At 70.8% G+C, this 20,997-nt stretch carries 22 protein-coding genes; 15 read left to right on the forward strand and 7 right to left on the reverse strand.

Going from position 1 to position 20,997, the window contains the following annotated elements:
- The first annotated feature begins 34 nt into the window (after nucleotides 1–34).
- From B0I32_RS40265 to B0I32_RS40285, 5 genes are read left to right on the forward strand one after another with little or no spacing between them, the layout of a single operon-like run.
- Complete coding sequence (locus B0I32_RS40265; protein ID WP_106248663.1) at nucleotides 35–1,177, forward strand: cupin domain-containing protein; 1,143 nt, start codon at nucleotides 35–37, stop codon at nucleotides 1,175–1,177.
- Complete coding sequence (locus tag B0I32_RS40270) at nucleotides 1,177–2,007, forward strand: fumarylacetoacetate hydrolase family protein (protein ID WP_106248665.1); 831 nt, start codon at nucleotides 1,177–1,179, stop codon at nucleotides 2,005–2,007. Before B0I32_RS40265 ends, B0I32_RS40270 begins: the two co-directional genes overlap by 1 nt.
- Nucleotides 2,004–2,627 (forward strand): maleylpyruvate isomerase family mycothiol-dependent enzyme, encoded by a 624-nt coding sequence (locus B0I32_RS40275; protein WP_106248666.1) that lies wholly within the window; start codon nucleotides 2,004–2,006, stop codon nucleotides 2,625–2,627. The genes B0I32_RS40270 and B0I32_RS40275 overlap by 4 nt, the downstream gene beginning before the upstream one ends.
- The gene (locus tag B0I32_RS40280; protein ID WP_245956325.1) at nucleotides 2,624–3,937 is read left to right on the forward strand and encodes an FAD-dependent oxidoreductase; all 1,314 of its coding nucleotides are present in this window, start codon (nucleotides 2,624–2,626) and stop codon (nucleotides 3,935–3,937) included. Before B0I32_RS40275 ends, B0I32_RS40280 begins: the two co-directional genes overlap by 4 nt.
- A gap of 45 nt (nucleotides 3,938–3,982) precedes the next feature.
- Nucleotides 3,983–4,753, forward strand: a complete 771-nt coding sequence (locus tag B0I32_RS40285) for an IclR family transcriptional regulator (RefSeq protein ID WP_106248668.1) — start codon at nucleotides 3,983–3,985, stop codon at nucleotides 4,751–4,753.
- 69 nt (nucleotides 4,754–4,822) lie between these two features.
- On the opposite strand, the gene B0I32_RS61150 is transcribed toward B0I32_RS40285, so the two are convergent.
- The 4 genes from B0I32_RS61150 to B0I32_RS40305 all read right to left on the reverse strand — a co-directional run bounded on the left by B0I32_RS61150 (nucleotide 4,823) and on the right by B0I32_RS40305 (nucleotide 8,201).
- Complete coding sequence (locus B0I32_RS61150) at nucleotides 4,823–5,083, reverse strand: zinc-binding dehydrogenase (RefSeq protein WP_106248819.1); 261 nt, start codon at nucleotides 5,081–5,083, stop codon at nucleotides 4,823–4,825.
- Entirely contained in the window at nucleotides 4,990–5,862 is an 873-nt protein-coding gene (locus B0I32_RS40295) for an SAM-dependent methyltransferase (protein WP_219912262.1), read from the reverse strand. Before B0I32_RS40295 ends, B0I32_RS61150 begins: the two co-directional genes overlap by 94 nt.
- A gap of 34 nt (nucleotides 5,863–5,896) precedes the next feature.
- A complete protein-coding gene (locus tag B0I32_RS40300; RefSeq protein ID WP_146178491.1) occupies nucleotides 5,897–7,522 on the reverse strand; it encodes an FAD-dependent monooxygenase in 1,626 nt (541 codons plus the stop codon).
- Nucleotides 7,523–7,601: 79 nt separating this feature from the next.
- Nucleotides 7,602–8,201: a TetR/AcrR family transcriptional regulator gene (locus tag B0I32_RS40305; protein ID WP_219912263.1), complete on the reverse strand. Its 600-nt coding sequence runs from the start codon at nucleotides 8,199–8,201 to the stop codon at nucleotides 7,602–7,604.
- 105 nt (nucleotides 8,202–8,306) lie between these two features.
- On the opposite strand from B0I32_RS40305, the gene B0I32_RS40310 reads away from it, so the two are divergent.
- From B0I32_RS40310 to B0I32_RS40335, 6 genes are all read left to right on the forward strand, one after another.
- Nucleotides 8,307–8,675 (forward strand): DoxX family protein, encoded by a 369-nt coding sequence (locus B0I32_RS40310; protein WP_106248673.1) that lies wholly within the window; start codon nucleotides 8,307–8,309, stop codon nucleotides 8,673–8,675.
- 335 nt (nucleotides 8,676–9,010) lie between these two features.
- Complete coding sequence (locus tag B0I32_RS40315) at nucleotides 9,011–10,393, forward strand: SLC13 family permease (RefSeq protein ID WP_106248675.1); 1,383 nt, start codon at nucleotides 9,011–9,013, stop codon at nucleotides 10,391–10,393.
- A gap of 74 nt (nucleotides 10,394–10,467) precedes the next feature.
- The gene (locus B0I32_RS40320; RefSeq protein ID WP_106248676.1) at nucleotides 10,468–12,258 is read left to right on the forward strand and encodes a thiamine pyrophosphate-binding protein; all 1,791 of its coding nucleotides are present in this window, start codon (nucleotides 10,468–10,470) and stop codon (nucleotides 12,256–12,258) included.
- Nucleotides 12,255–12,980, forward strand: coding sequence for a class II aldolase/adducin family protein (locus B0I32_RS40325; RefSeq protein ID WP_106248678.1), 726 nt, complete (start codon nucleotides 12,255–12,257; stop codon nucleotides 12,978–12,980). Before B0I32_RS40320 ends, B0I32_RS40325 begins: the two co-directional genes overlap by 4 nt.
- Complete coding sequence (locus B0I32_RS40330; protein WP_106248679.1) at nucleotides 12,977–14,482, forward strand: aldehyde dehydrogenase family protein; 1,506 nt, start codon at nucleotides 12,977–12,979, stop codon at nucleotides 14,480–14,482. The genes B0I32_RS40325 and B0I32_RS40330 overlap by 4 nt, the downstream gene beginning before the upstream one ends.
- 210 nt (nucleotides 14,483–14,692) lie before the next feature.
- On the forward strand, nucleotides 14,693–15,535 hold the full coding sequence (locus B0I32_RS40335; protein ID WP_106248681.1) for an SDR family oxidoreductase: 843 nt from the start codon (nucleotides 14,693–14,695) through the stop codon (nucleotides 15,533–15,535).
- A gap of 51 nt (nucleotides 15,536–15,586) precedes the next feature.
- On the opposite strand, the gene B0I32_RS40340 is transcribed toward B0I32_RS40335, so the two are convergent.
- The 3 genes from B0I32_RS40340 to B0I32_RS40350 all read right to left on the reverse strand — a co-directional run bounded on the left by B0I32_RS40340 (nucleotide 15,587) and on the right by B0I32_RS40350 (nucleotide 17,481).
- Nucleotides 15,587–16,840, reverse strand: a complete 1,254-nt coding sequence (locus B0I32_RS40340) for an SGNH/GDSL hydrolase family protein (protein WP_106248682.1) — start codon at nucleotides 16,838–16,840, stop codon at nucleotides 15,587–15,589.
- Between the two features lie 90 nt (nucleotides 16,841–16,930).
- Entirely contained in the window at nucleotides 16,931–17,125 is a 195-nt protein-coding gene (locus B0I32_RS40345; protein WP_106248684.1) for a helix-turn-helix transcriptional regulator, read from the reverse strand.
- Nucleotides 17,122–17,481: a hypothetical protein gene (locus B0I32_RS40350; protein WP_146178492.1), complete on the reverse strand. Its 360-nt coding sequence runs from the start codon at nucleotides 17,479–17,481 to the stop codon at nucleotides 17,122–17,124. Before B0I32_RS40350 ends, B0I32_RS40345 begins: the two co-directional genes overlap by 4 nt.
- Before the next feature lie 323 nt (nucleotides 17,482–17,804).
- Here B0I32_RS40350 and B0I32_RS40355 point away from each other — a divergent pair, with 323 nt between their 5' ends.
- The 4 genes from B0I32_RS40355 (at nucleotide 17,805) to B0I32_RS40365 (ending at nucleotide 20,996) form a co-directional block, all read left to right on the forward strand.
- Nucleotides 17,805–18,263, forward strand: a complete 459-nt coding sequence (locus B0I32_RS40355) for a MarR family winged helix-turn-helix transcriptional regulator (protein WP_245956326.1) — start codon at nucleotides 17,805–17,807, stop codon at nucleotides 18,261–18,263.
- A gap of 41 nt (nucleotides 18,264–18,304) precedes the next feature.
- On the forward strand, nucleotides 18,305–19,696 hold the full coding sequence (locus tag B0I32_RS40360; RefSeq protein WP_219912264.1) for an MFS transporter: 1,392 nt from the start codon (nucleotides 18,305–18,307) through the stop codon (nucleotides 19,694–19,696).
- 519 nt (nucleotides 19,697–20,215) lie between these two features.
- Nucleotides 20,216–20,488 carry a hypothetical protein gene (locus tag B0I32_RS56855; protein ID WP_146178493.1) on the forward strand — a complete coding sequence of 91 codons (273 nt, stop codon included), beginning with the start codon at nucleotides 20,216–20,218 and terminating at the stop codon, nucleotides 20,486–20,488.
- A 112-nt stretch (nucleotides 20,489–20,600) separates the two neighbouring features.
- On the forward strand, nucleotides 20,601–20,996 hold the full coding sequence (locus tag B0I32_RS40365) for a hypothetical protein (protein WP_106248691.1): 396 nt from the start codon (nucleotides 20,601–20,603) through the stop codon (nucleotides 20,994–20,996).
- The last annotated feature ends 1 nt before the right edge of the window (nucleotide 20,997 follow it).

Genomic DNA, 20,997 nt, shown 5'->3' on the forward strand with positions numbered 1-20,997 from the left:
TCTTTGTGGCGGTATGTCCAGCACTCTCTCACACATGAGCACGACACGAACCCCGGTCCGGCTGCAGGCCGTCTCGGCCCCCGACCAGCCCGACGTCACGCCCGCCCTGCACGAGCTCTACCGCGGATTCGAGCAGGAACTGCTGGTCCCGTTGTGGACGGAGATCGGCGACCTGATGCCGGCCCACCCGCGCTCGCGCGCGGTGCCGCACCTGTGGCACTGGGACAGCCTCCTCAAGCTCGCCGCCCGCGCCGGCGAGCTCGTGCCGGTCGGCCGCGGCGGTGAGCGCCGCGCGATCGCGCTGGCCAACCCGTCGCTGGGCGGCCGCCCATTCGCCACGCCGACGTTGTGGGCCGCGATCCAGTACCTGATGCCCGGCGAGGACGCCCCCGAGCACCGCCACACCCAGCACGCCTTCCGGTTCGTGGTCGAGGGCTCGGGCGTGTGGACCGTGGTCGACGGTGACCCCGTGCCGATGAACCGGGGCGACTTCCTGCCGCAGGCGGGCTGGAACTGGCACGCCCACCACAACGCCACCACCGAGCCCATGGCCTGGCTCGACGGCCTGGACATCCCCTTCCAGTACGTCACCGAGGCGCAGTTCTTCGAGTACGGCCGCGACGAGCTGTCCGCCGCCGAACGCACCACGCCGCGGCGCAGCCGTTCCGAACGCCTGTGGGGCCACCCCGGCCTGCGTCCGCTCACGGCGACGCCGGCCCCGGCCGGGGACTCGCCGCTGCTGGCCTACAAGTGGGAGTTCACCGACGCCGCGCTCGCCGACCAGCTCGCCCTCGAGGCCGAGGGGCACGGCGGGACGGTCGAGCCGGGCCACGCCGCGGTCCGCTTCACCAACCCGGCGACGGGCGGCGACGTGCTGTCCACCATCCGCGCCGAGATGCACCGCATCACGCGCGGCGCCGAGACCGCCCCGGTCCGGGAGACCGGCTCCAGCGTCTACCAGGTGTTCAACGGCTCCGGTACGGTCACCGTCGGCGACACGACCTGGTCGGTCACCCGCGGCGACCTGTTCGTGGTGCCGTCATGGGAGTCGTTCTCCGCCAGGTCGGAGGCCGGTGCCACCGACTCGGACTCCGGCGGGCTGGACCTGTTCCGCTTCTGCGACGCGCCCGTCTTCGAGGCGCTGCGGCTCAACCGGACCCGGAGGGGGGACGCCTGATGAGGCTGGCCACCATCCGCACGCCCGGCGGCACCCGCGCCGTGAAGCTGGAGGACGGCACGCTGGTCGACCTCGGCGCGGAGGATCTCGGCGTCTTCCTGGGACACGCCGAGTGGGAGCGGGCCGCCGCCGCGGCGAGCGGCCCGGCGTACGACGCCGAGCGCGCGGACTTCGCGCCCGTGGTCCCGCGCCCGTCGAAGGTGATCTGCGTCGGCCACAACTACACCGGCCACATCAAGGAGATGGGCCGCGAGCTGCCGGCGTACCCGACGCTGTTCCCCAAGTTCGCCGACAGCCTGATCGGCGCGCGCGACGACATCGTCAAGCCGCCCGAGACCGACGCGCTCGACTGGGAGGTCGAGCTGGCCGTGGTGATCGGCCGGCCCGTGCGGCGCGCCGGCGAGCAGGAGGCCGCCGCGGCCATCGCCGGATTCACCGTCATGAACGACGTGTCGGTACGCGACTGGCAGTTCCGCACCGTCGAGTGGACCCAGGGCAAGATCTGGGACTCCTGCACCCCGGTGGGCCCGTACCTGGTGACCCCCGACGAGCTGCCCGGCGGCGTCCGCCCGGCGCTGACCGTGCGCACCACCGTCGACGGCCGTGTCATGCAGCAGGACGACACCGCCACGCTGCTCTTCGACCCCGTGCATCTCGTGCGCTACGTCTCCACCGTCGTGCGGCTCAACCCCGGCGACCTGATCGCCACCGGCACCCCCGCCGGCGTCGGCCACGCCCGCGACCCGAAGGTGTACCTCACCGGCGGGGAGAGCGTCGTGACGGAGGTCGAGGGCATCGGCGCCTGCGTCAACCGGGTGGTGCGGCCGTGAGCCGGAGTTTCGCCGACGCCCGGCGCTGGGCGGACGACGGCACGAAACTGCTGCTCGACGCCGTGGCCGGGCTGGAGCACGCGCAGTACGGGCGGCCCAGCCTGCTGCCGGGCTGGACCCGCGGGCACGTGCTCGCCCACGTCGCCGCCAACGCCGGCGCGCTCGGCAACCTCGTGCACTGGGCGGCCACCGGCGAGCGCACCCCGATGTACGCGAGCCCCGAGGAGCGTGCCGCCGGGATCGAGCGCGGGCTGCGGATGCCGGCCGCCGATCTCGAATCCTGGCTGCGCCGCTCCGCCGCCGCCCTGGCCGAGGCGTCGGCGGCGCTGACCGGGCGGCAGTGGGCGGCCGAGGTCGTCACCGCGCAGGGCCGCACCGTGCCGGCCACCGAGGTGCCGTGGCTGCGTGCCCGCGAGGTCTACGTGCACACCGTCGACCTCGGCCTCGGCGTCACCTTCGCCGACCTGCCGCCCGCCTTCCTCGAAGCGCTGTGCGCCGACGCCGCCGCCAAGCGCGGCAACGTCCCGGACGTCGAGGGCCCCCTGGCCGAACGCGCCGCCTGGCTGACCGGCCGCCCGCACCGGCTGGCCGGCGCGCCCGACCTGGGAGCGTGGCTGTGAGCGCCGGCGTGACCGGCAGCGGGGCCCGCGGCGGGACCGGCGAGGCCGGCGGCGGGGTGGACGTCCTGATCGTCGGCGGCGGCATCGGCGGGCTGTCCACGGCCTACGCCCTGACCCGCAAGGGGCTCAAGGTCCGCGTGCTGGAGCAGGCCAAGGAGTTCGGCGAGGTCGGCGCGGGCATCCAGATCGCGCCCAACTGCACCCGGATCCTGGCCGAGTACGGCCTCCTCGACGAGGCCAAGTCCCTCGGCCTGCTGCCGACGGGCATGGTCATGCGCGACGCCCTGGACGGCAGCGAGCTCACCCGGCTCGACCTGACCGACCTCGAACGCGCCTACGGCTCCCCGTACATGGTGATCCACCGCAGCGACCTGCACGGGCTGTTCCTGCGCGCCTGCCGGCGCGCCGGCGTGGAACTGCTGACCGACCACCGGGTCGCCGGCTACGCCAACACCGCCGCACCCGGCGAGGCGCAGGCCGCGCAGGTGGAGCTGGCCGACGGCCGCGTCATGCGGGCGCCGGTCGTGATCGCCGCCGACGGCCTGCACTCGGTGGCGCGCAAACTGCTCGTGGACGACGAGCCGGTCAGCTCCGCCTACGTCGCCTACCGCGCCACCGTGCCGATGAGCGAGACGCGGGGCCAGGACGTCGACCTGTCCGAGGTCGTGGTGTACGTCGGGCCCGGCTGCCACTTCGTGCGTTACGGGCTGCGCGGCGGCGACATGCTCAACCAGGTCGCCGTCTTCCGCTCCCCGAAGGCGCTGGCCGGAGAGGAGGACTGGGGCACGCCCGACGAACTGGACGCGGCGTTCGCCGCCACCTCCCCCATCGTGCGTTCCGGCATCCCGCTGATGTGGCGGGACCGCTGGTGGCGCATGTACGACCGCGACCCGATCATGACCTGGGTGCACGGCCGCATCGTGCTGCTGGGCGACGCGGCGCACCCGCCGCTGCAGTACATGGCGCAGGGCGCGATCATGGCGATCGAGGACGGCTGGGTGCTCGCCGAGCACGTCGCCCGGCAGCGGGACGGCCGGGGCGGGGTCGGCTGGGCCGCCGCGCTGGCCGCGTACGAGGCCGTACGGCCGGAGCACTGCCGCCGCGTGGTGCTCACCGCGCGCGCCTGGGGCGACCTGTGGCACCTCGACGGCGAACGGCGGCTGCGGCGCAACACGATCCTGCGCGCCCGCGACCCGCGCGACTACACCTTCACCGACTGGATCTACGGGCCGACCGCGCTCGTCCCCGGGGAGGAACCGCCGATGTACCCGGTGATCCCGCTGTCGTCCGTCGCACCCGCCCGGCGCTGAGGCACGTTTGCGCCCCTGTTCGCCGGGCCGGTAGCGTTCGTGCCCATGACGGGAGCGGACAGGGAACGGCCCGCACCGCCGTATCCCATCGCATCGGTGGACCGGACGCTCAGCCTGATCCAGATGCTCGCCGAGAGCCCGGAGGTGAAGCTCTCGGAGGTCAGGGCCCGGCTCGACGTCGGCCAGTCCACCGCCCACCGCCTGCTCGCCATGTTCGTCTACCGCGGGTTCGCGGTGCAGGATCCGCGCACCCGCAGCTACCGGGCCGGCCCGTACCTGCTCGACCTGCGCCGCGACACCGGCGTACGCTTCGACGTCGCCCGGGAGATCCGCCCGACCCTCGCCCGCCTGGCCGGGGAGAGCGGCGAGACGGCGCACTTCGCCGTCCTCGACGGCACCGACGTGCGCTACATCGACGTCGTGGAGAGCACCCGCGCGCTCAGGGTCAGCGGCCGGCGGGGCCGGACCATGCCCGCCCGCGACACCAGCATCGGCCGCGCCATGCTCGCCGCCGAAGGCGACGCGTGGGTGAGCGCCCGCTACGGCGCGCCCGCCCAGCCCGGCGACCAGGACGCCGCCGGTCTCGACACCCTCCTGCGCGAGCTGGCCAGGACGCGCAGCCGCGGCTACGCCCGCAACCGGGGCGAGGTGGAGCTGGGCGTCTGCTCGGTCGGCGTCGCCGTCGTCGACCCCGCCGGCGACCTGCTCGGCGGGCTGAGCATCGCCGCGCCGGACTCCCGGTGGAGCCCGGCCCTGGAGAAGGCCCACGTCCAGCTCCTGCACGCCGCCGCCGCCCGCCTGGCCGGACGCGAATAACGGCCTGCCGGCAAGGAAGCCGTCACCAGGCACACCCGAGTGGAGTCAGCCGGGGAGAGCGGGCCTTGTTCAGCGCTGGACGGTGACGATGATCTTGCCGGTCCGGCCGTTGGCTTCCAGGTAGCGGTGGGCCTCGGCGATGTCGCTCAGATCGAAGGTGCGGCCGATCACCAGAGCGAGCGCACCGGTACGCAGGCGGCAGGCTCGGTCTCGATGGCCGGCACGCCGAGGGCCTGTCAGCGAGGTTTCGGAAAGTGCGCCGTGGCCAGCCAGCCGCGGCCGGCGGCGGCGTGGGCGGGATCGAACGCGGGTGGAATCGGGCGTTCGCAGGCGGCCGCGGCCTCGGCGATGTCCGTCACGGCGGGCTGCCAGCCGCGGCGGGTGAGCCAGGCGTCGAGGTTCTCGGTGGGGCCGCCGCGCCACAGGCCGACGAGCTCGGCGGAGATGTCCGCGCGGGCGCTGCGGAGCAGCTCGGAGTCCTTCATGTGATCCAGGGCGAGCATGCTTGCCGGGGCGGAGAGGGTGGTGATCCGGTCGAGGAGCAGGTCGGCGGCTTCGGGCGGAAGCGCGTACAGGATGCCCTCGGCCAGCCAGGCCGCCGGCCGCCCCGGGTTGAAGCCGGCCTCCGTCAGCGCGCGCGGCCAGTCGCGGCGCAGGTCGGTGGCGACCTCGACGCGGTGGCACGCGGCGGTCGCGCCGCGGCCGCCGAGCACGGCCGCCTTGAATGCGAGCACGTCGGCGAAGTCCAGCTCGAAGACCTTGGTGCCGGGCGGCCAGGCGAGTCTGAACGCGCGCGCATCCATGCCGCACGCCAGCAGGACCACCTGCTCGCATCCTCCTTCGGCGGCATCCAGTAGCGCGCGATCGAGGAACTGGGTGCGGACGGCGACCTGCTCGGCCATGAGCTGCAGGAAACGTGCGGTCGCCGGAGAGGCCACGGCGGCCCAAGGGCTGAACACCGGATCGACGGCCTGCAGGAAGTGCCGTGCGTAAGAGTCGTCGAACAGCCGGTCCGGTCGGCTGCTCTCCTGGGCGCGCAGGAGAGCCACGCCCAAGGCGGTCGCGCCGATTCCGGCCAAGCTTGTGGGGACGGTCGGTTCTTGCGTCACGGGGTTGTCCAGCTCCTCTTCTTGACGGGCGGTGTCACGGGCGGGCGCCCAGGGCGCGGAAGTAGTCGCTCACGGGTGCGAAGTCGACGCTGTCGCCGCGGAAGCCCACGTACTTGTCCGGGCGGATCAGGTACAGGCTGGGGCGGCGCACGCCGTAACGGTTGTGCGCCTCGCTGCGCAGGTCGGCGAAGACTCCGTCCATGGGGTCGTGCGGCAGATGGCCGCGGGTGATGACATGGACCTCGCCGTGCCCGGCCATCGCCTGGTGTGCGGAGGACTGCCAGGCGGCCAGGGTGGCGGAGTCCGTCGTGTCCGCCGCGAACAGGACGAGGTGGTGGCCCGGCGTCCGGAGGATGTGACGGAGCGCCACCGGCCCTTCACGGTTCTCCACGTAGACGTCGCGGACCAGCTCGCCGGCTTCCGGTCCGGTACGGGCGACGTCGCTCCATGCCCTGGCCGGTGACCCGTGCCAGCGTTCGAAGACGAGGTCACTGTCGCGATAGTGGACGAGGTGCTCGCCGAAGGCGTTCGACAGCCGCTGCTGCACCGGATTGAGCCGGCCGAACAGGTGTAGAGCGTGCCGCCTGGCTCTGCGGGCGACCAGTGTGCTGCCGGTGGCGACCTTCGTGGTGGCCGAGGTCGCGTCGACCACGGCCTTGACGATGGGCCGGCGTTCGGCCTGGTAGCTGTCCAGGAGAGACTCCTCGGCGCGGCCGGTGACGACGAGCGCGAGTTTCCAGCCCAGGTTGTAGGCGTCCTGCATGCCCGTGTTCATGCCCTGGCCGCCCACCGGGCTGTGGCTGTGCGCGGCGTCACCGGCCAGGAGGATCCGGCCCTGGCGAAGCCGGGCGGCCAGGCTCTCGCGGGCCACGAACGACGAACTCCACTGCAGATCGCGTACGCCGGAGTCCAGGGGCGTGCGTTCGGCGACGTAGGCGGCGAAGTCGTCCAGCCCTGGCATCTGCGGCGGCCGGTCGTCCGGCGTACTGGCCAGGATGCGCCAGTAGCCCCCGACCATGGGGAAGACCGCCACGAGGCCGGACTTGCCGAAGTAGACGTGGAAGCGGTCGCGCGTGAGCGGCCAGTCCACGGCGACGTCGCCCAGGATGAATCCCCGCTTCAGGTCGGCTCTCTCCCGGGTGATGCCCGCCGTCTCACGCACGGCGCTGTGGGCGCCGTCAGCGCCGATCAGCCACCCGGTCTCGCACCGTTCGCCGCGGCCGTCCTCGTGACCGAGCTCCACGCTGACGCTGTGCTGGCCGGCCTGCTGCCCGACCAGGCGGGTGCCCCATTCGATGGAGACTCCGAGTTCCTCGGCGCGCTCGCGCAGCAACGCGACCGTCTGCCATTGCGGGATGCACAGATCCAGCGGAAACGGGGAGTCCACGGCCGTCACGTCCATCTCGGCCAGGACCGTCGTGCCCTGGTAGAAGTTCAGCGTGTGCAGCGGGACGCCTCGTTCGATGGCGGCTTGGGCCAATCCGAGATCGTCCAGCATTTCCAGCGATCTCGCCACGATCGACACCGCTCGACTCTCCCGGTGGTCCGCACGCCCGGCGTCGATGACGCGCGGGATCACCCCCCGCCGGGCGAGGTCGATGGCCAGGACCAGGCCGGTCGGGCCCGCGCCGACGATGAGAACGTCCGCTTTCGCCGTCATGAACACACCTTCTTAGAACGAATGATCGTTCTTTTTAGAAGAGCATGAACCGCCGAGCTCCGTCAAGAGCTCACGATCTCTACCGGGCGGCTTGCGCGGGTGCCGACATCAGGGCGCGCATGCCGTTCCTGAAGGCCGCCGAATCCGCGTGACCGTATACCGCGCGGCGCACCAGGAACCCGTCGACCAGGGCCATCAGGACATCGGCCACATGCTCGGCGGGGATGTCGGCGGGTAGCAGCCCGCGCTGCTGATGCCGCGCCACGAGCCCGCCGACCACGCCGCGCGCCTCTGCCATGACCTCTTTCAGCGCCGTGCACAACGACGGCGATCGCAACGCCTCCGACCAGACCTGGACCAGCAACTGAGCCGACTCCTGCGAGCCGGACAGCGGTGGGCGCTCAACTCCCAGGACGAGATCGACGATGTTGTCCAGATCTGGCGGCCGCGTGCCGTCGTCCGCCTCGAACGCGGACGCGACCTCGGCCAGAGCCTCGGCGGCGGTCGCCGCGATGATGTCGTCCTTGCTCTTGAAGTAGCGATAGACCGCCCCGGCCGACAACTCGGCCTCGGCCAGCACGTCCTGCATGGACGTGGCGTGGAAACCATTGCGAAGGAAGCAGCGCCGCGCGGCGTCCAGGATCTGGCGGCGGCGGGCTTCGAGATGCTCCTTGGGCATGCGTGCCATGGCATCACAACGTAGAACGAACATTCGTACTTGACAACTTCGCCGCCTGTCCCATACAAAACGAATGTTCGTTCTCTTTCTGCGAAAGGGCACACCATGTCGTTTGCCGCCAGCACGCTGAGCGCTCTGGTCGCTCTCGTCTTCCTGCTCGCCGGCGCCCAGAAGGTCCTGTTACGGAATCCCGTGACGGCCAACCTGCTCAGACTCGGCGTCGGCTCGACGATGACCCGATCGATCGGCACCCTGGAGATCGTCGGCGCCTTCGGGCTCGCGGCCGGCCTCCGGCTCAGGCCGCTCGCCATCACGGCCGCGGCGGGTCTCACGCTGCTGCTGATCGGCGCAGTGGGATTCCACCTCCGCGCCCGCGACTTCACGCACCGGCGCCACCGCTCCCACGCCGTGGCACCCGTGGTGCTGGCCGTGGTCACCGGAACGACCATGGCCTTGTTGCTCGCGACTTCCTGAACCAAGAGCGCGGTGACAGCACCGCTTCATCGCTTGAGGTCGCATGGAACGGCGGCTCGATCGCGGGATGTCAGCGCGGTCATCCTCGCCGGTTCGCCGCCCCGCCATCTCCTCATCACGGTGCCGCGCCCGAAATACCGCGGAAACTTTCTGCTGTGCAGAACACACAGTATCGACAGCAGACTGCACCGGCGCCTACAGTCCAGTGACCGGGCCGGACGACCGCTGGACGCGAGACATCCGCCGAGCTCACGCCGCGGGAGCGGCCCGGCCGTCGGGGGGCGAAGTCCCGAAGGCTGGAGTCCTCAACCAGCCGTGATGAACGGATTCACGTCATGCAAGTCCATCTGCTCGCCATCGCGGTGCTCGCACTCGCGTTCCTCCTCGGCGCACTGCGCGGCATCAACCTCGGCGCCGTCGCCCTCGTCGGCGGCGGGGCCATGGTCCTGCTCGTCACCGGAAAAGGCGTCGACGAGCTGTACGCCGCGTTCCCCGCCGACCTGTTCGTGCTGCTGATCGGGGTCACGTTCCTGTTCGGCATCGCGGCCGTCAACGGCACCATCGAATGGGTCGTCGACGTCCTCAGCCGCTCCGTACGCGGCCGCGCATCGGTGATGCCGTGGCTGCTGTTCCTCATCGCCGGAGTCGTCACCAGCCTGGGCGCGCTCGCCCCCGTCGTCGTCGGGCTGGTCGCCCCGATCGGCATGCGGCTGGCCAAGAAACACGGGATCAGCCCCAGGCTGGCGGGCCTGATGATCCTGCACGGCGCCTGCTGCGGCAACTTCTCACCCGTCAACCTGCTCGGCGCCACCGTCAACTCCACTCTCGAACGGGGCGGCCTCGACCCGTCCCCCATCGCGCTGTTCCTGGCCAACATCGGCTACAACGTGCTGCTCGGCGTCGTCATCTACTGCTTGTTCGGCGGCCTGAAGCTGTGGCGCGCCGAACGCGACACCCCCGCCCTCGCCTTCCCGGCCGTCGGGCAGCCGGCCGTCGCCACCGTCGGCGCGGCCGCGATCGCGACCGAGCCGGGCGGGACCCCGTCCGGGACTTCGGGCGGGCCGGCACGGACGTCCGCGGCGGGATCCGAGGCGGCCGGCCCGCCCGGCCCGCAACCTCTGGGTTTCGACCGGATCAAGGGCCTGACCCTCGCCGTCATCGTGGTCGTCGGCGTGATCGCCATGGTCGGCAAGGTCGACCTCGGCATCCTGGCCCTGTCCGCGGCGGTGATCCTCATGGTGGTCGCGCCGAAGAGCTCGGCCGGCGCCGCCAAACGCATCGCCTGGGACGTCGTCCTGCTCATCTGCGGCGTCGTCACCTACGTCGGGTTGCTGAACGAGATCGGCACCATCAAATTCGTCGGCGACGCCGCCAACAGCCTCGGCTCACCGCTCGCCACCGCGTTCCTCATCTGCCTGATCGGCGCGGTCGTCTCGGCCTTCGCCTCCAGCGCCGGCATCATCGCCGTCCTCATCCCGCTCGCGATGCCGTTCCTGCTCAGCGGCCAGATCTCGGTGACCGGGATGGCGATCGCGGTGGCGATCAGCGCCACGGTCGTCGACTCCACCCCGTTCTCGACGATCGGCGCGGTCGTGCTGTCCAACGCCGACGCCGAGGACCGCGACTACACCTACCGCGGCTTCCTGTCATGGGGCGCCCTCATGGTGGTGACCGCGCCGGTCCTGACCATGGCCTTCGTCCTTCCCGGCCTGCTCTGAAAGCTTCCCGGCCTGCTCCGAAAAGCTTCCAGGACCGCTGCGCAAGCCTCCCGGACCGATCTGAAAGGCGATCGATGACCACCACCGACGACGTACCCGCGCACCCCGCCCCACCGACCGGCCGCACCCCCCGATGGGGCAGCGACGCCGTCGTCGACCTGCTCCAGCACGCCGGCATCCCCTACATCGCCCTCAATCCGGGCGCCAGCTTCCGCGGCCTGCACGACAGCCTCGTCAACTACGCCGGCGACGCCGGCCCGCACCTGCTGCTCTGCCTGCACGAGGAGCACGCCGTCGCCATCGCCCACGGCTGGGCCAAGGTGACCGGCGAGCCGATGGCCGTGGCGCTGCACAGCAACGTCGGCCTCATGCACGCCACCATGGCGCTCTACAACGCCTGGTGCGACCGCGTCCCCATGCTCGTCATCGGCGCCACCGGCCCGCTCGACGCCGCCGAACGCCGGCCGTGGATCGACTGGATCCACACCGCCGCCGACCAGCCCGCGCTCGTCCGCAACTTCGTCAAATGGGACGACACCCCGACCTCGGTCCCCGCGTCGCTGGAATCCCTCGCCCGCGCCTGGGACATCACCCGCACCGCGCCGACCGCGCCCACGTACGTCGTCCTGGACAGCGCCGTCCAGGAGCAGCAGCTCACCCACCTGCCCGCACCACCCAGAATCACCCGCGGCCGCGCCGCCGACCAGCCGACCGCCTCGGCGGACTCGATCGCCAGAGCCGCGGCCGCCCTGGCCCGGGCCACCTCACCCGTCGTCCTCCTCGGCCCCGGCCGGCGCGACGACACCGCCTGGACAAACCGGATCAAGCTGGCGGAAGCACTCGGCGCCCGCGTCATCACCGACCTGAAAGCCGGCTCCACCTTCCCCACCCGCCACCCCGCCCACGTCCCCGGCCCCGGCTTCTTCCTCGGCGAACCCGCCCGGCAGGCCCTGCACGACGCCGACGCCATCCTGGCCCTCGGCTGGATCGACCTCGCCGGCACACTGGCGCAGGCCGAAGCGCCCGGCTCGGCCGCCGTCGTCTCCGCGACCCTGGAACCGCTGCTGGCCAACGGCTGGAGCAAGGACCACCAGGGCCGCGCCCCCACCGACGTCTGGCTCCCCGCCGAACCCGACACGGCCGTGGCCGACCTGCTCACCCACCTGCCGCCCGGCCCCCGTACCCCATGGACCCCACGTCCGGCACCCGTACCGGCCACGAAAACCGGACCCATAGACCTGCCCCGCCTCGCCGCCACCCTGCGCTCGGCACTGACCGGCGTCGACACCACCCTCATCCGCCTCCCCCTCGGATGGGACGGAGACAGCTGGGACTTCGAGCACCCGCTCGACTACCTCGGCTACGACGGCGGCGGCGGAATCGGCTCAGGACCCGGCATGACCGTCGGCGCCGCCCTCGCCCTGCGCGGCACCGGACGGCTGCCCGTCGCCGTGCTCGGCGACGGCGACTACCTCATGGGCGTCCAAGCCATCTGGACCGCCGTCAACCAGCACGTGCCCGCCCTCATCGTCGTCGCCAACAACCGCTCGTACTTCAACGACGAAGTCCACCAGGAGAAAGTGGCCCTCGTCCGCGACCGCGACGTCAGCCGCAAATGGGTCGGCCAGCGCATCGCCGACCCCGCCCCCGACCTGGCCGGGCTCGCCCGCGCCCAGGGCGCCGCCGGCTACGGCCCCATCACCGGCCAGGAACAACTCGCCGACACGCTGCGCACCGCCGTCCACGACGCCCGCGCCGGCGCCACCGTCGTCGTCGACGTGGTCGTCGAAACCGGCTACGCCCCCGCGATGGCCGCCGCACTCACCCGCGAAGACCAAGCCGACAAGGCTGAAAGGAACCGATGACCCACCCGCACCCGGCCGGCGCCGACCTGCGCGACGCACTCGCCGCCGCCAACCGCATCCTGGTCCGCGAAGGAGTCCTCGACGCCTTCGGCCACGTCAGCGCCAGAACCGCGCCCGGCGCCGGCACCTTCCTGCTGTCCCGCAACCTCGCACCGGGCTCCGTCACCCCGTCCGACCTGCTCGTCCACCACCTCGACGGGCAGATCGACGACCCCCGCCCGCCCTACCTCGAACGGTTCATCCACGCCGAGATCTACCGGCGCCGGCCGGACGTGCTCGCCGTCGTGCACAGCCACTCACCGTCGGTCATCCCGTTCGGCGTCAGCGACACCCCGCTACGGCCGGTCGTCCACATGGCCGGGTTCCTCACCGCCGAACGCACACCCGTCTACGAGATCAGCGACCACGCCGGCGACGCCACCGACCTCCTCATCACCTCACCCGAACTCGGCGCCTCCCTCGCCACCACCCTCGCCGGCGGCTCCGTCGCCCTGATGCGCGGCCACGGCTCGGTCACCGCCGGCGCCTCCCTCATGGAAGTGGTCTACCGCGCCGTCTACACCGAGGTGAACGCCCGCATCCAACTCCAGGCCCTGACCCTGGGCACCCCGCGCTACCTCAGCGCCGGCGAAGCCAAGGCCGCCGACCAGTCCGTCGGCGCGCAGGCCCGCCGCGCCTGGGACGTCTGGCGCAACCAGGTCACCCAGGACGGCGCCCGATGACCACACAACACCTCACCACAGCCCGCCAGGAACGCCGCCACGAGATCGACGACGTACTCCGGCGCCCCTTCCACCTGCTGATCGGCGGCCGCCTGACCCCCGCCTCGGGCGGAGCCACGTTCACCACCACCGACCCCTGCACCGGCGACACGCTCGCCACCGTCCCCGACGCCCGACCAGCCGACGTGGACGCCGCGACCGAAGCCGCCGAACACGCCCGCGCCGGCTGGCGCGCCACCCCGATCGCCGAACGCGCCCGCCACATCCTCGCCCTCGCCGACACCGTCGAGCACCACGCCGAGGAACTCGCCCTCCTGGACACCCTCGACGTCGGCTCCCCCATCGTCAACGCCCGCACCGACGTCCGGATCGCCGTCGAGCAGATGCGCATGTACGCCGGACTCGCCCTGGAACTGAAAGGCCAGACCATCCCGGGCTCGGGCGCCCTCCACCTGACCCTGCGCGAACCGGTCGGCGTGGTGGCGAAGATCTTCCCGTTCAACCACCCACTGATGTTCGCCTGCCGCGTCGCCGCACCCCTCATCGCCGGAAACCCGTGCGTCATCAAACCACCCGAGGCGGGACCGCTGTCGACCCTGCGGCTCGGCGAACTGGCCCGCGACCTCCTCCCACCGGGCGTGCTCAACATCGTCACCGGCGACGGGCCCGCGGTCCCCGACCGGCTCGTCCGCCACCCCGCCGTCCGCCGCATCGGATTCATCGGCTCCGAACCCACCGGCCGCGCCATCCAGCGCGCCGCCGCCGAATCCGGCGTCAAACACGTCACCCTGGAACTCGGCGGCAAGAACGCGATGATCGTCTTCGACGACGCCCCCGTCACCGAAGCCGCGCGCAGCGCCGTCGCCGGCATGAACTTCATGTGGGCCGGCCAGTCCTGCGGCTCCACCTCACGACTGCTGATCCACGACAGCGTGTACGACGAAGTCCTCGCCGAGGTCGCCCGGGCGGTCGACGAAATCCGCGTCGGCGACCCGCTCGACCCCGCCACCACCCAGGGCACCATGGTCGACCGCCGCGCCCAGGCCAAGGCCTTCGACTACATCAAGATCGCCGTCGACGACGGCGCACGTCTCGTCCGCGGCGGCACCCCACCACAACCCACCGGCCCGGCCGCGTTCGTGGCCCCGACCGTCCTGGCCGACGTCACCCCCACCTCCCGCGTCGCCCAGGAGGAGATCTTCGGACCCGTCCTGTCCGTCCTGCGCTTCCACACCGAGGAGGAGGCGATCCGGATCGCCAACGGCGTCCGCTACGGCCTCACCGGAGCCGTCTGGACCAACGACCTCGACCGCGCCTTCCGCGTCGCCGAGGCGATGGAAGCCGGCTACACCTGGGTCAACGGCTCCGGCGCCCACTTCCCCAACGTCCCGTACGGCGGCGTCAAAGCCTCCGGCGTCGGCGCCAAGGAGGAATGCCTCGAAGAACTGCTCTCCTACACCTCGGAGAAGGTCGTCAACGTCATGATCCGCCGCAACGGATGACAGCCCGCCGCTCGACGATGCTGAAGATCTCCCTCATCGGCGACAACCTCCCGGAGCCGTGACCCCCGCGCTCTTTGAACCGTTCCGCTTGAACCGTTCCGCAGCCTGTTTTCGCAGCTCAGGGCTGGTTCAGCGGAAGCCGGGCAGGAGACGGAAAGCACCGGGCCGCGACCGTCCCGGCCCGCCCGCCAGCGCGAAGGAGCTCCGCACATGTCCACCTGGTTCATCACCGGCGCCTCCCGAGGCCTCGGCCTGCACATCGCCCGCACCGCCGTCGCACACGGCGACACCGTGGTGGCGGCGATCCGCGACCCCGCCCGCCTGCCCGACGACCTCCAGCAATCCAGCCAGGTCCTCGGCGTCCGGCTCGACGTCACCCGCGACGAGCAGATCACCCAAGCCGTCCAAACCGCCGTCCAGCACTTCGGCACCATCGACGTCCTCGTCAACAACGCCGGCCGCGGCCTGCTCGGCGCCCTGGAAGAGATCACCGACACCGAGACGCGCTCCCTGTTCGACCTCAACGTCTTCGCCCTCACCAACCTCATCCGCGCCGTCCTGCCAGGCATGCGCGCCGCCGGCCACGGGAAGATCGTCAACATCGGCTCCCGGGCCGGCTTCGAGGGCGAACCAGGCGTGAGCATGTACGCCGCCTCCAAATTCGCCGTCGCCGGCCTCAGCGAAGCACTGTCGGCCGAACTGGCACCGTTCGGCATCCAATGCATGGTCGTCGAACCCGGCGTACTGCGCACCGACTTCCTCGACACCAGCTCCCTGTCCACCGCCGAACACCGCATCGACGCCTACGACGGCACCCCCGCCCACATCACCCTGGACTGGGCCGGCACCGCCAACCACACCCAGCTCGGCGACCCGGCCAAAAGCGCCGCCCTCATCTACGAGGTCACCTGCCAGGACGAACTGCCCGGACACCTCTACCTCGGACCCGACACGCTCGAACGGCTACAGGTCAAACTCGACCGGATCCACCAGGATGTGACCCCTTGGCGGGCCAAATCCGCCGCCACCGCGTACGACGACACCACCGCCTGATACCCGCGACGCGCCCGGCCCCGGACAGCCGGACGCGCAGCCGAGGAGACCTCAGGAGACGGTGAGCGAGCCGTTCGCGTTACGGGCACACGTCACGACCGACCGCGGCGCCGCCGCCACAGCGCCCGCAAGGCACTGCCCGAGCACCGAGTGACCCGCCGCATTGGGATGCCACGACTCCTGGCAGGTCTGGAAATAGGTGACACACGTGTTCGCCGCCCGCTGGATACCGATCTTGTCCCAGCCGGACAAACTCGTGATGAACGTACCGGACGGACCGTCCTGCACCCGGACCGGCGTCGCCAGCGCACCACCCGGACTGCCGGGATTCTCACACAACCTGGCCCCGTCGAAAGCCCGCTGAACATCCAGCACCCGCACGTCCGCCGCCGGACGCTCGGCCGCCAGCGTCGCCCGCGCATTCTTGACCAACGAGCCGAGACTCTCCGAGAACACCTGCCCAGGCGCCAGACTAGCCCGGTGAATCGGGCACCCCGCCGCATACCGCTCAGCGCCCAGAGCACGGAACTTGTCACGAGTGTCGGAACGGTTGTCCTCTTCGTGATACTGCGAGGCGAGTTCAGACGGCAACGGATTGGTGTACGTCTGCAGAATCACCTGATGACTGCCATCGGCGTCAACCTGGTCGAGAGTGTCCAGAATCTGCCGCAATGCCGCCGTCGTCTCAACAGTGGCGGCGGCGACCTCGGCCCCGGTGGCCAGATCCGACGCGGTGCAGGGCCGCTGCGGCACCTCACCCTTCAGATAAGCCCAGAACTCCCACCAACCCGTCCAGGCGTCCGCGATGAACCGGTTGGCACACAACGTGGCCACATCACCGAACGTGAACTGCGTGTTGTTCGAGCCGAGACCGACCAGCACGACATCGATGTCGTACGACTGCGCGACCGCCCGCAACTGATCGAGCTGCGAAGCGACGGTACGGCCCTCGGGCCGGGCACTCGCGGGAGCGGCGATGTCGGCGGGCTGAGCACCGGAACACGCCAGATTGAAACGCTGCTGAATACCCGGAAGCGACGCCGCGAACACCGAGGCGTTCGCGGAACGGTGACAGAAGTAGGCGTTGCTGTTGGCCGCCGACCAGCCGGGGAAACCCTGCGCCGTACCGGCGGCGTCGACGACGGGCTGGTAATTCCCCGCGCCCTCGCCGCTGACGAAACTGTCGCCGAGCGCGACGGCGGCGGTGGGCAGAGCCGCCTGCGCCGGCCCGCCCTGCACCACCTGGACACCCGTCGCGCTCACCAGAAGCGCGACAACCGCGGTGGCACGCTGAAATAACCGCATAACCACCTCATTTCCTACTAAATGAGTACGAAATACGCATGTGTGGATCACAACACGCCGCACCCACCCCGTCAACACACCGCCCCCGCCTCACTGATCATCGACAAAAACCTCCTCGATCCTCAGCGCGAACACCCGGGCAAGACGGAAAGCGACAGGAAGACTCGGATCGAACTTCCCCGTCTCGATGGCATTGATCGTCTGCCTCGACACACTGACCCGCTGAGCCAGCTCAGCCTGCGTCCAGCCACGCTCGGCCCGCAGCTCCGTAATGCGATTCTTCATCGATACCTGATCTTGCCCGCGACGAAGGAGACCATGTAGACGGCCCCCAGAAGCGCGGGGAACACCGCGATATCCACGTCATAGGCGACAAGCCCGGCGGCGTCCGCGACGACGTACGAGAACCCGCCGACCCACCCCACCCCCAGAGTGATCACCAGCGCATCCTGCACGATCTTCCGCTGCAGCTCATCGATCCCCCGGAAGAACCGCGCGAACGCGACGATCCATCCGACGCCGACGACCAGATTGACGGCGACCGCGGCCCAGCTCGCCACCGGCTGCCCCGAGCCCCACGCGAGCCCGGGCCCGAACTTCGACAAGGCCAGGGTCGCCGCCCAGGCGAACGTCCAGAGCACGAGCCGAACGGACACCCCGGCCGACTCCCGATAGCCCCCGGTCGCGTTGTGTGCTTGCACGAATGGCCCTCCCACCAGCGAGATGTCAAGTACACTTGACACGGTAGGAGGCGCTCGTCCCGATGTCAAGCGTGCTTTACATGGATCGAGCCGGCCCGGCATTTTGCTTGTGGTGAGCGTATGGGCGTAGCCCATGCCTTGTGGGGTGTAAGTGAGGTTTATTGCCTCGACCCAGCGCCTTTACAATGTAGATTTCTAAGCTGAGACAGAGGCCGCAGAAGGACTTCCATAAACTATAAATATAAAGATGCTATGCTTCTGGCATGAGCCGACAAGACGCCGCTCCTGGCGCGTCCGCCGCCATCGGGGCAGCCCTCTACGGCCTGGCCACCAGGGCTGTGAGACGTCTACCCCGGGACATGAGCCTGACCTCCGCCGCCACCCTGGCCACCCTGGACCGGACCGGCCCGCGCCGCATCACCGATCTGGCCGCGGCCGAGGGCGTCACCCAGCCCGCGATGACCGTCCTGGTCCGGGTGATGGAGGAGTCCGGCCTGGTCGAGCGGCGGGGCGACGCGTCCGACAAGCGGGTCACGCTGGTGTGCCTGACCGAGGCCGGCGCCTCCTATGTCCGGACGCGGCGCCAGGCGGGCGTCCAGGCGTTCGAGCGGTTGATCGGTAAGCTGAGCGGCGACGAGATCGAGGCGCTGGTGGCGGCCCTTCCGGCACTGCGGCATCTGGCGGAGCTCGAAGGCCAGGACCGCGAAGGGCCGAAGCAGTGACCGGCAGCCGGTCGGCGGAGTCGCGGGGGAAGGCGCTCCCGGTGGCGCGTTCCGAGGCGCGGCTGCTGGTCCCCGCCCTGGTGTTCATCGCTCTGGTCGTGGCGGCGGTCGCCAGCCTCGGGACGCCGCTCATCACCAGCGTGGCGACCTCGCTGCACGTCTCGCTCGGGAGCGCGCAGTGGACGCTGACCATCGCGCTGCTCAGCGGCGCCGTCGCCACGCCGGTCCTGGGCCGGCTCGGAGCAGGACCGCACCGGCGCGCCACGATCCTCATCACGCTGGCCGTCGTCGTCGCCGGCAGCGCGCTCACCGTGCTGCCGCTGCCGTTCGCGTGGCTGCTGGCGGGCAGGGCGGCCCAGGGTGTCGGGCTCGGGCTGACGGCGCTGATGATGGGCGTGGCCCGGGACCACCTCCCCGAGGAGCGCGGCTCGTCCGTGATCGCCCTGATCTCGGTGGTCTCGATCATCGGGGCCGGCGTCGGCTACCCGCTGGCCGCGCTGCTCGCCGAGCTCGGCGGGCTACGGGCCGCCTACGGGCTCGGCCTGGTCGTCACCGCCGCCGCCCTCCTGACCGCGTGGCGCTCCGTACCCGACGCTCCCGAGGGCCGTTCCGCCCGCGTGGACGTGACGGGCGCGGTCGTCCTGGCCGCTGCGCTGCTCCTGGTGTTGCTTCTCGCCGGCGAACGGGATCTGTGGAGCCGGCATCCCGCCGTGGCGGCCGGCCTCGCCGTCGTCGCGGTGGCGCTGCTCTGCGTCTGGTGCGTCATCGAGCTGCGTAGTACGGCGCCTCTGGTCGATGTGCGGGCGGTGCGGCACCCGGCGGTCGCCGGGGCGAACCTCGCCATGTTCGTCGGCGGGATCGGCATGTACCTCCTGCTCACGCTCATCACCCGGTACGCGCAGACACCGCACGGGGCCGGCTACGGCTTCGGCCTGACGACCTTCGTCGCCGGGCTGGTCCTCATCCCGTTCTCGGTGCTGGGTTTCGTCGCCGGCAAGCTCACGCCGCGGGCCAGGACGCGGATCTCCGACCCCCTGCTGCTGGCCGGCAGTGCCGTCGTGGTCGGCGGCGGATTCGCCCTGTTCGCGGTAGCCCGGTCGGACCTGGCCGAACTGTTCGCGGCGATGGGTGTGCTCGGCTTCGGCGTCGGCGGCTTCTCGGCCGCGATGCCCGGCGTCATCCTGGCCGTCACCCCCAAGAGCGAGACGTCTAGCGCCATGAGCTTCAACTACGTGGTCCGCAGCGTCGGGTACTCCCTGGGCAGCGCCTTCGGCGGCCTGATCCTCACCACGGGCACCGGCCCCGGCCACCTCTTCCCCGACGACAGCGCCTACACCACCGCGGCGCTGGCCGGCATCGGCGCGATGGCGATCACCACCCTGACAAGCCTCACTCTCGCCCGCCGACGCGACCGTCGAGACCGGGGGCGGTAGGGTCCTCGTCCGTCGCGGCGGCGAGCCCGGCGCCGAGACCTTCGAGCTGGTCACCACCGCGCTACCTGCCCTGGCCGAGAGCCAGGTGCTGGTCCGAAACACTTCCTGATCACCGAGACGTCCGGCAGCGTCGGCCGCTTCGGTGATCAGCTCTCCGCCCGCGCGGGAGCAGAGGTCGTCGCCTCCGCCGGCAGCCCCGCCTGCGCGCAGAGACTACGGGAGCTGGGCACCGCGGAGATGCCATCGGCCCGGAGAACCCGGCGGGCCGGGCGTACGGCGTGCTGGACACCGTAGGCGGGCGTCAGCTCGCGCAGGCGTTCTGTCAGTTGGAAGACGACGGCGTGGTGATGGCCATCGGACGGGCGGCCCGCGGGCCTGCGGTCATCGACTTCGAGTTGGCGGTCACACGATCGGCGCCTGGTTCGCGGAGAACACCGAGCAAGGACACACCCAGATCCGTCCTTTCCTCACCTGGGCCATTCGAAGCCGTCGCAGCTCAAGAGCACTATCCTGCCCCCGATGAAGGCCTCACGCCGCGCCACGCTGACGGAGGACGAACGCCTGGCAACCCTGCGACGCCTCCTGATCGACACCGACGCTCCCCAGCGCCTTCGGGTCGCCGGCATCATCGTGCTGCTCTACGCCCAACCCCTCACCCGGGTCGTCCGGCTCACCGTCGACGAGGTGCTCCGCGACGGAGAAGCGGTACTCCTGCGCCTCGGGGAGCCGCCGTCACCCTGTCGTCGCGGACGCCCTCGGCTACGACAAGACCACTGCCCGACTCCTCAATGAGCGTGGGAAGCATGAAGCAGATACGCCACTGGAGATCACGGCCGGCCCAACACTAGGGTGACGCCGTGATCAGTAAGCCACCAGGACCTTCCTAGGCTGGCTCCCATTACCCATGATCGTCTTGGGATTGTGGGTCGCCGTCGATGCTGATCTGCCCTTCAAGACGCGTTTCGCGCTCTCCCAAGCGAGCATGGAGCGCTTCTCCCAGAACCTCCTGGACGGCGGCGTGCAGGACGCTCCCGACTGCGCGTGGACAGGACTTTTCCCGGTATGCGGCCACATCCTCGACGAGGACGAAGGCGACCTCATTGGCGTTGAACTGCAAATCAGCGACTGGCCCATCGCGAGTTCGAGATGCTTCGTGTGGTCGCCTCCTCGTGGTCAACCCCACGCCGACGACTACGAATACAGGCTTAGGCACCTGACTGGGCCCCCGGTGGGGCTGTCGAGGCTGGGACGGTTGGTAGCCGTCTCTGGCGCAACACAGCCGACACACGTAGCCAGGTGAC

The sequence above is a fragment of the Nonomuraea fuscirosea genome (assembly GCF_003001935.1).
Classification (GTDB): domain Bacteria; phylum Actinomycetota; class Actinomycetes; order Streptosporangiales; family Streptosporangiaceae; genus Nonomuraea; species Nonomuraea fuscirosea.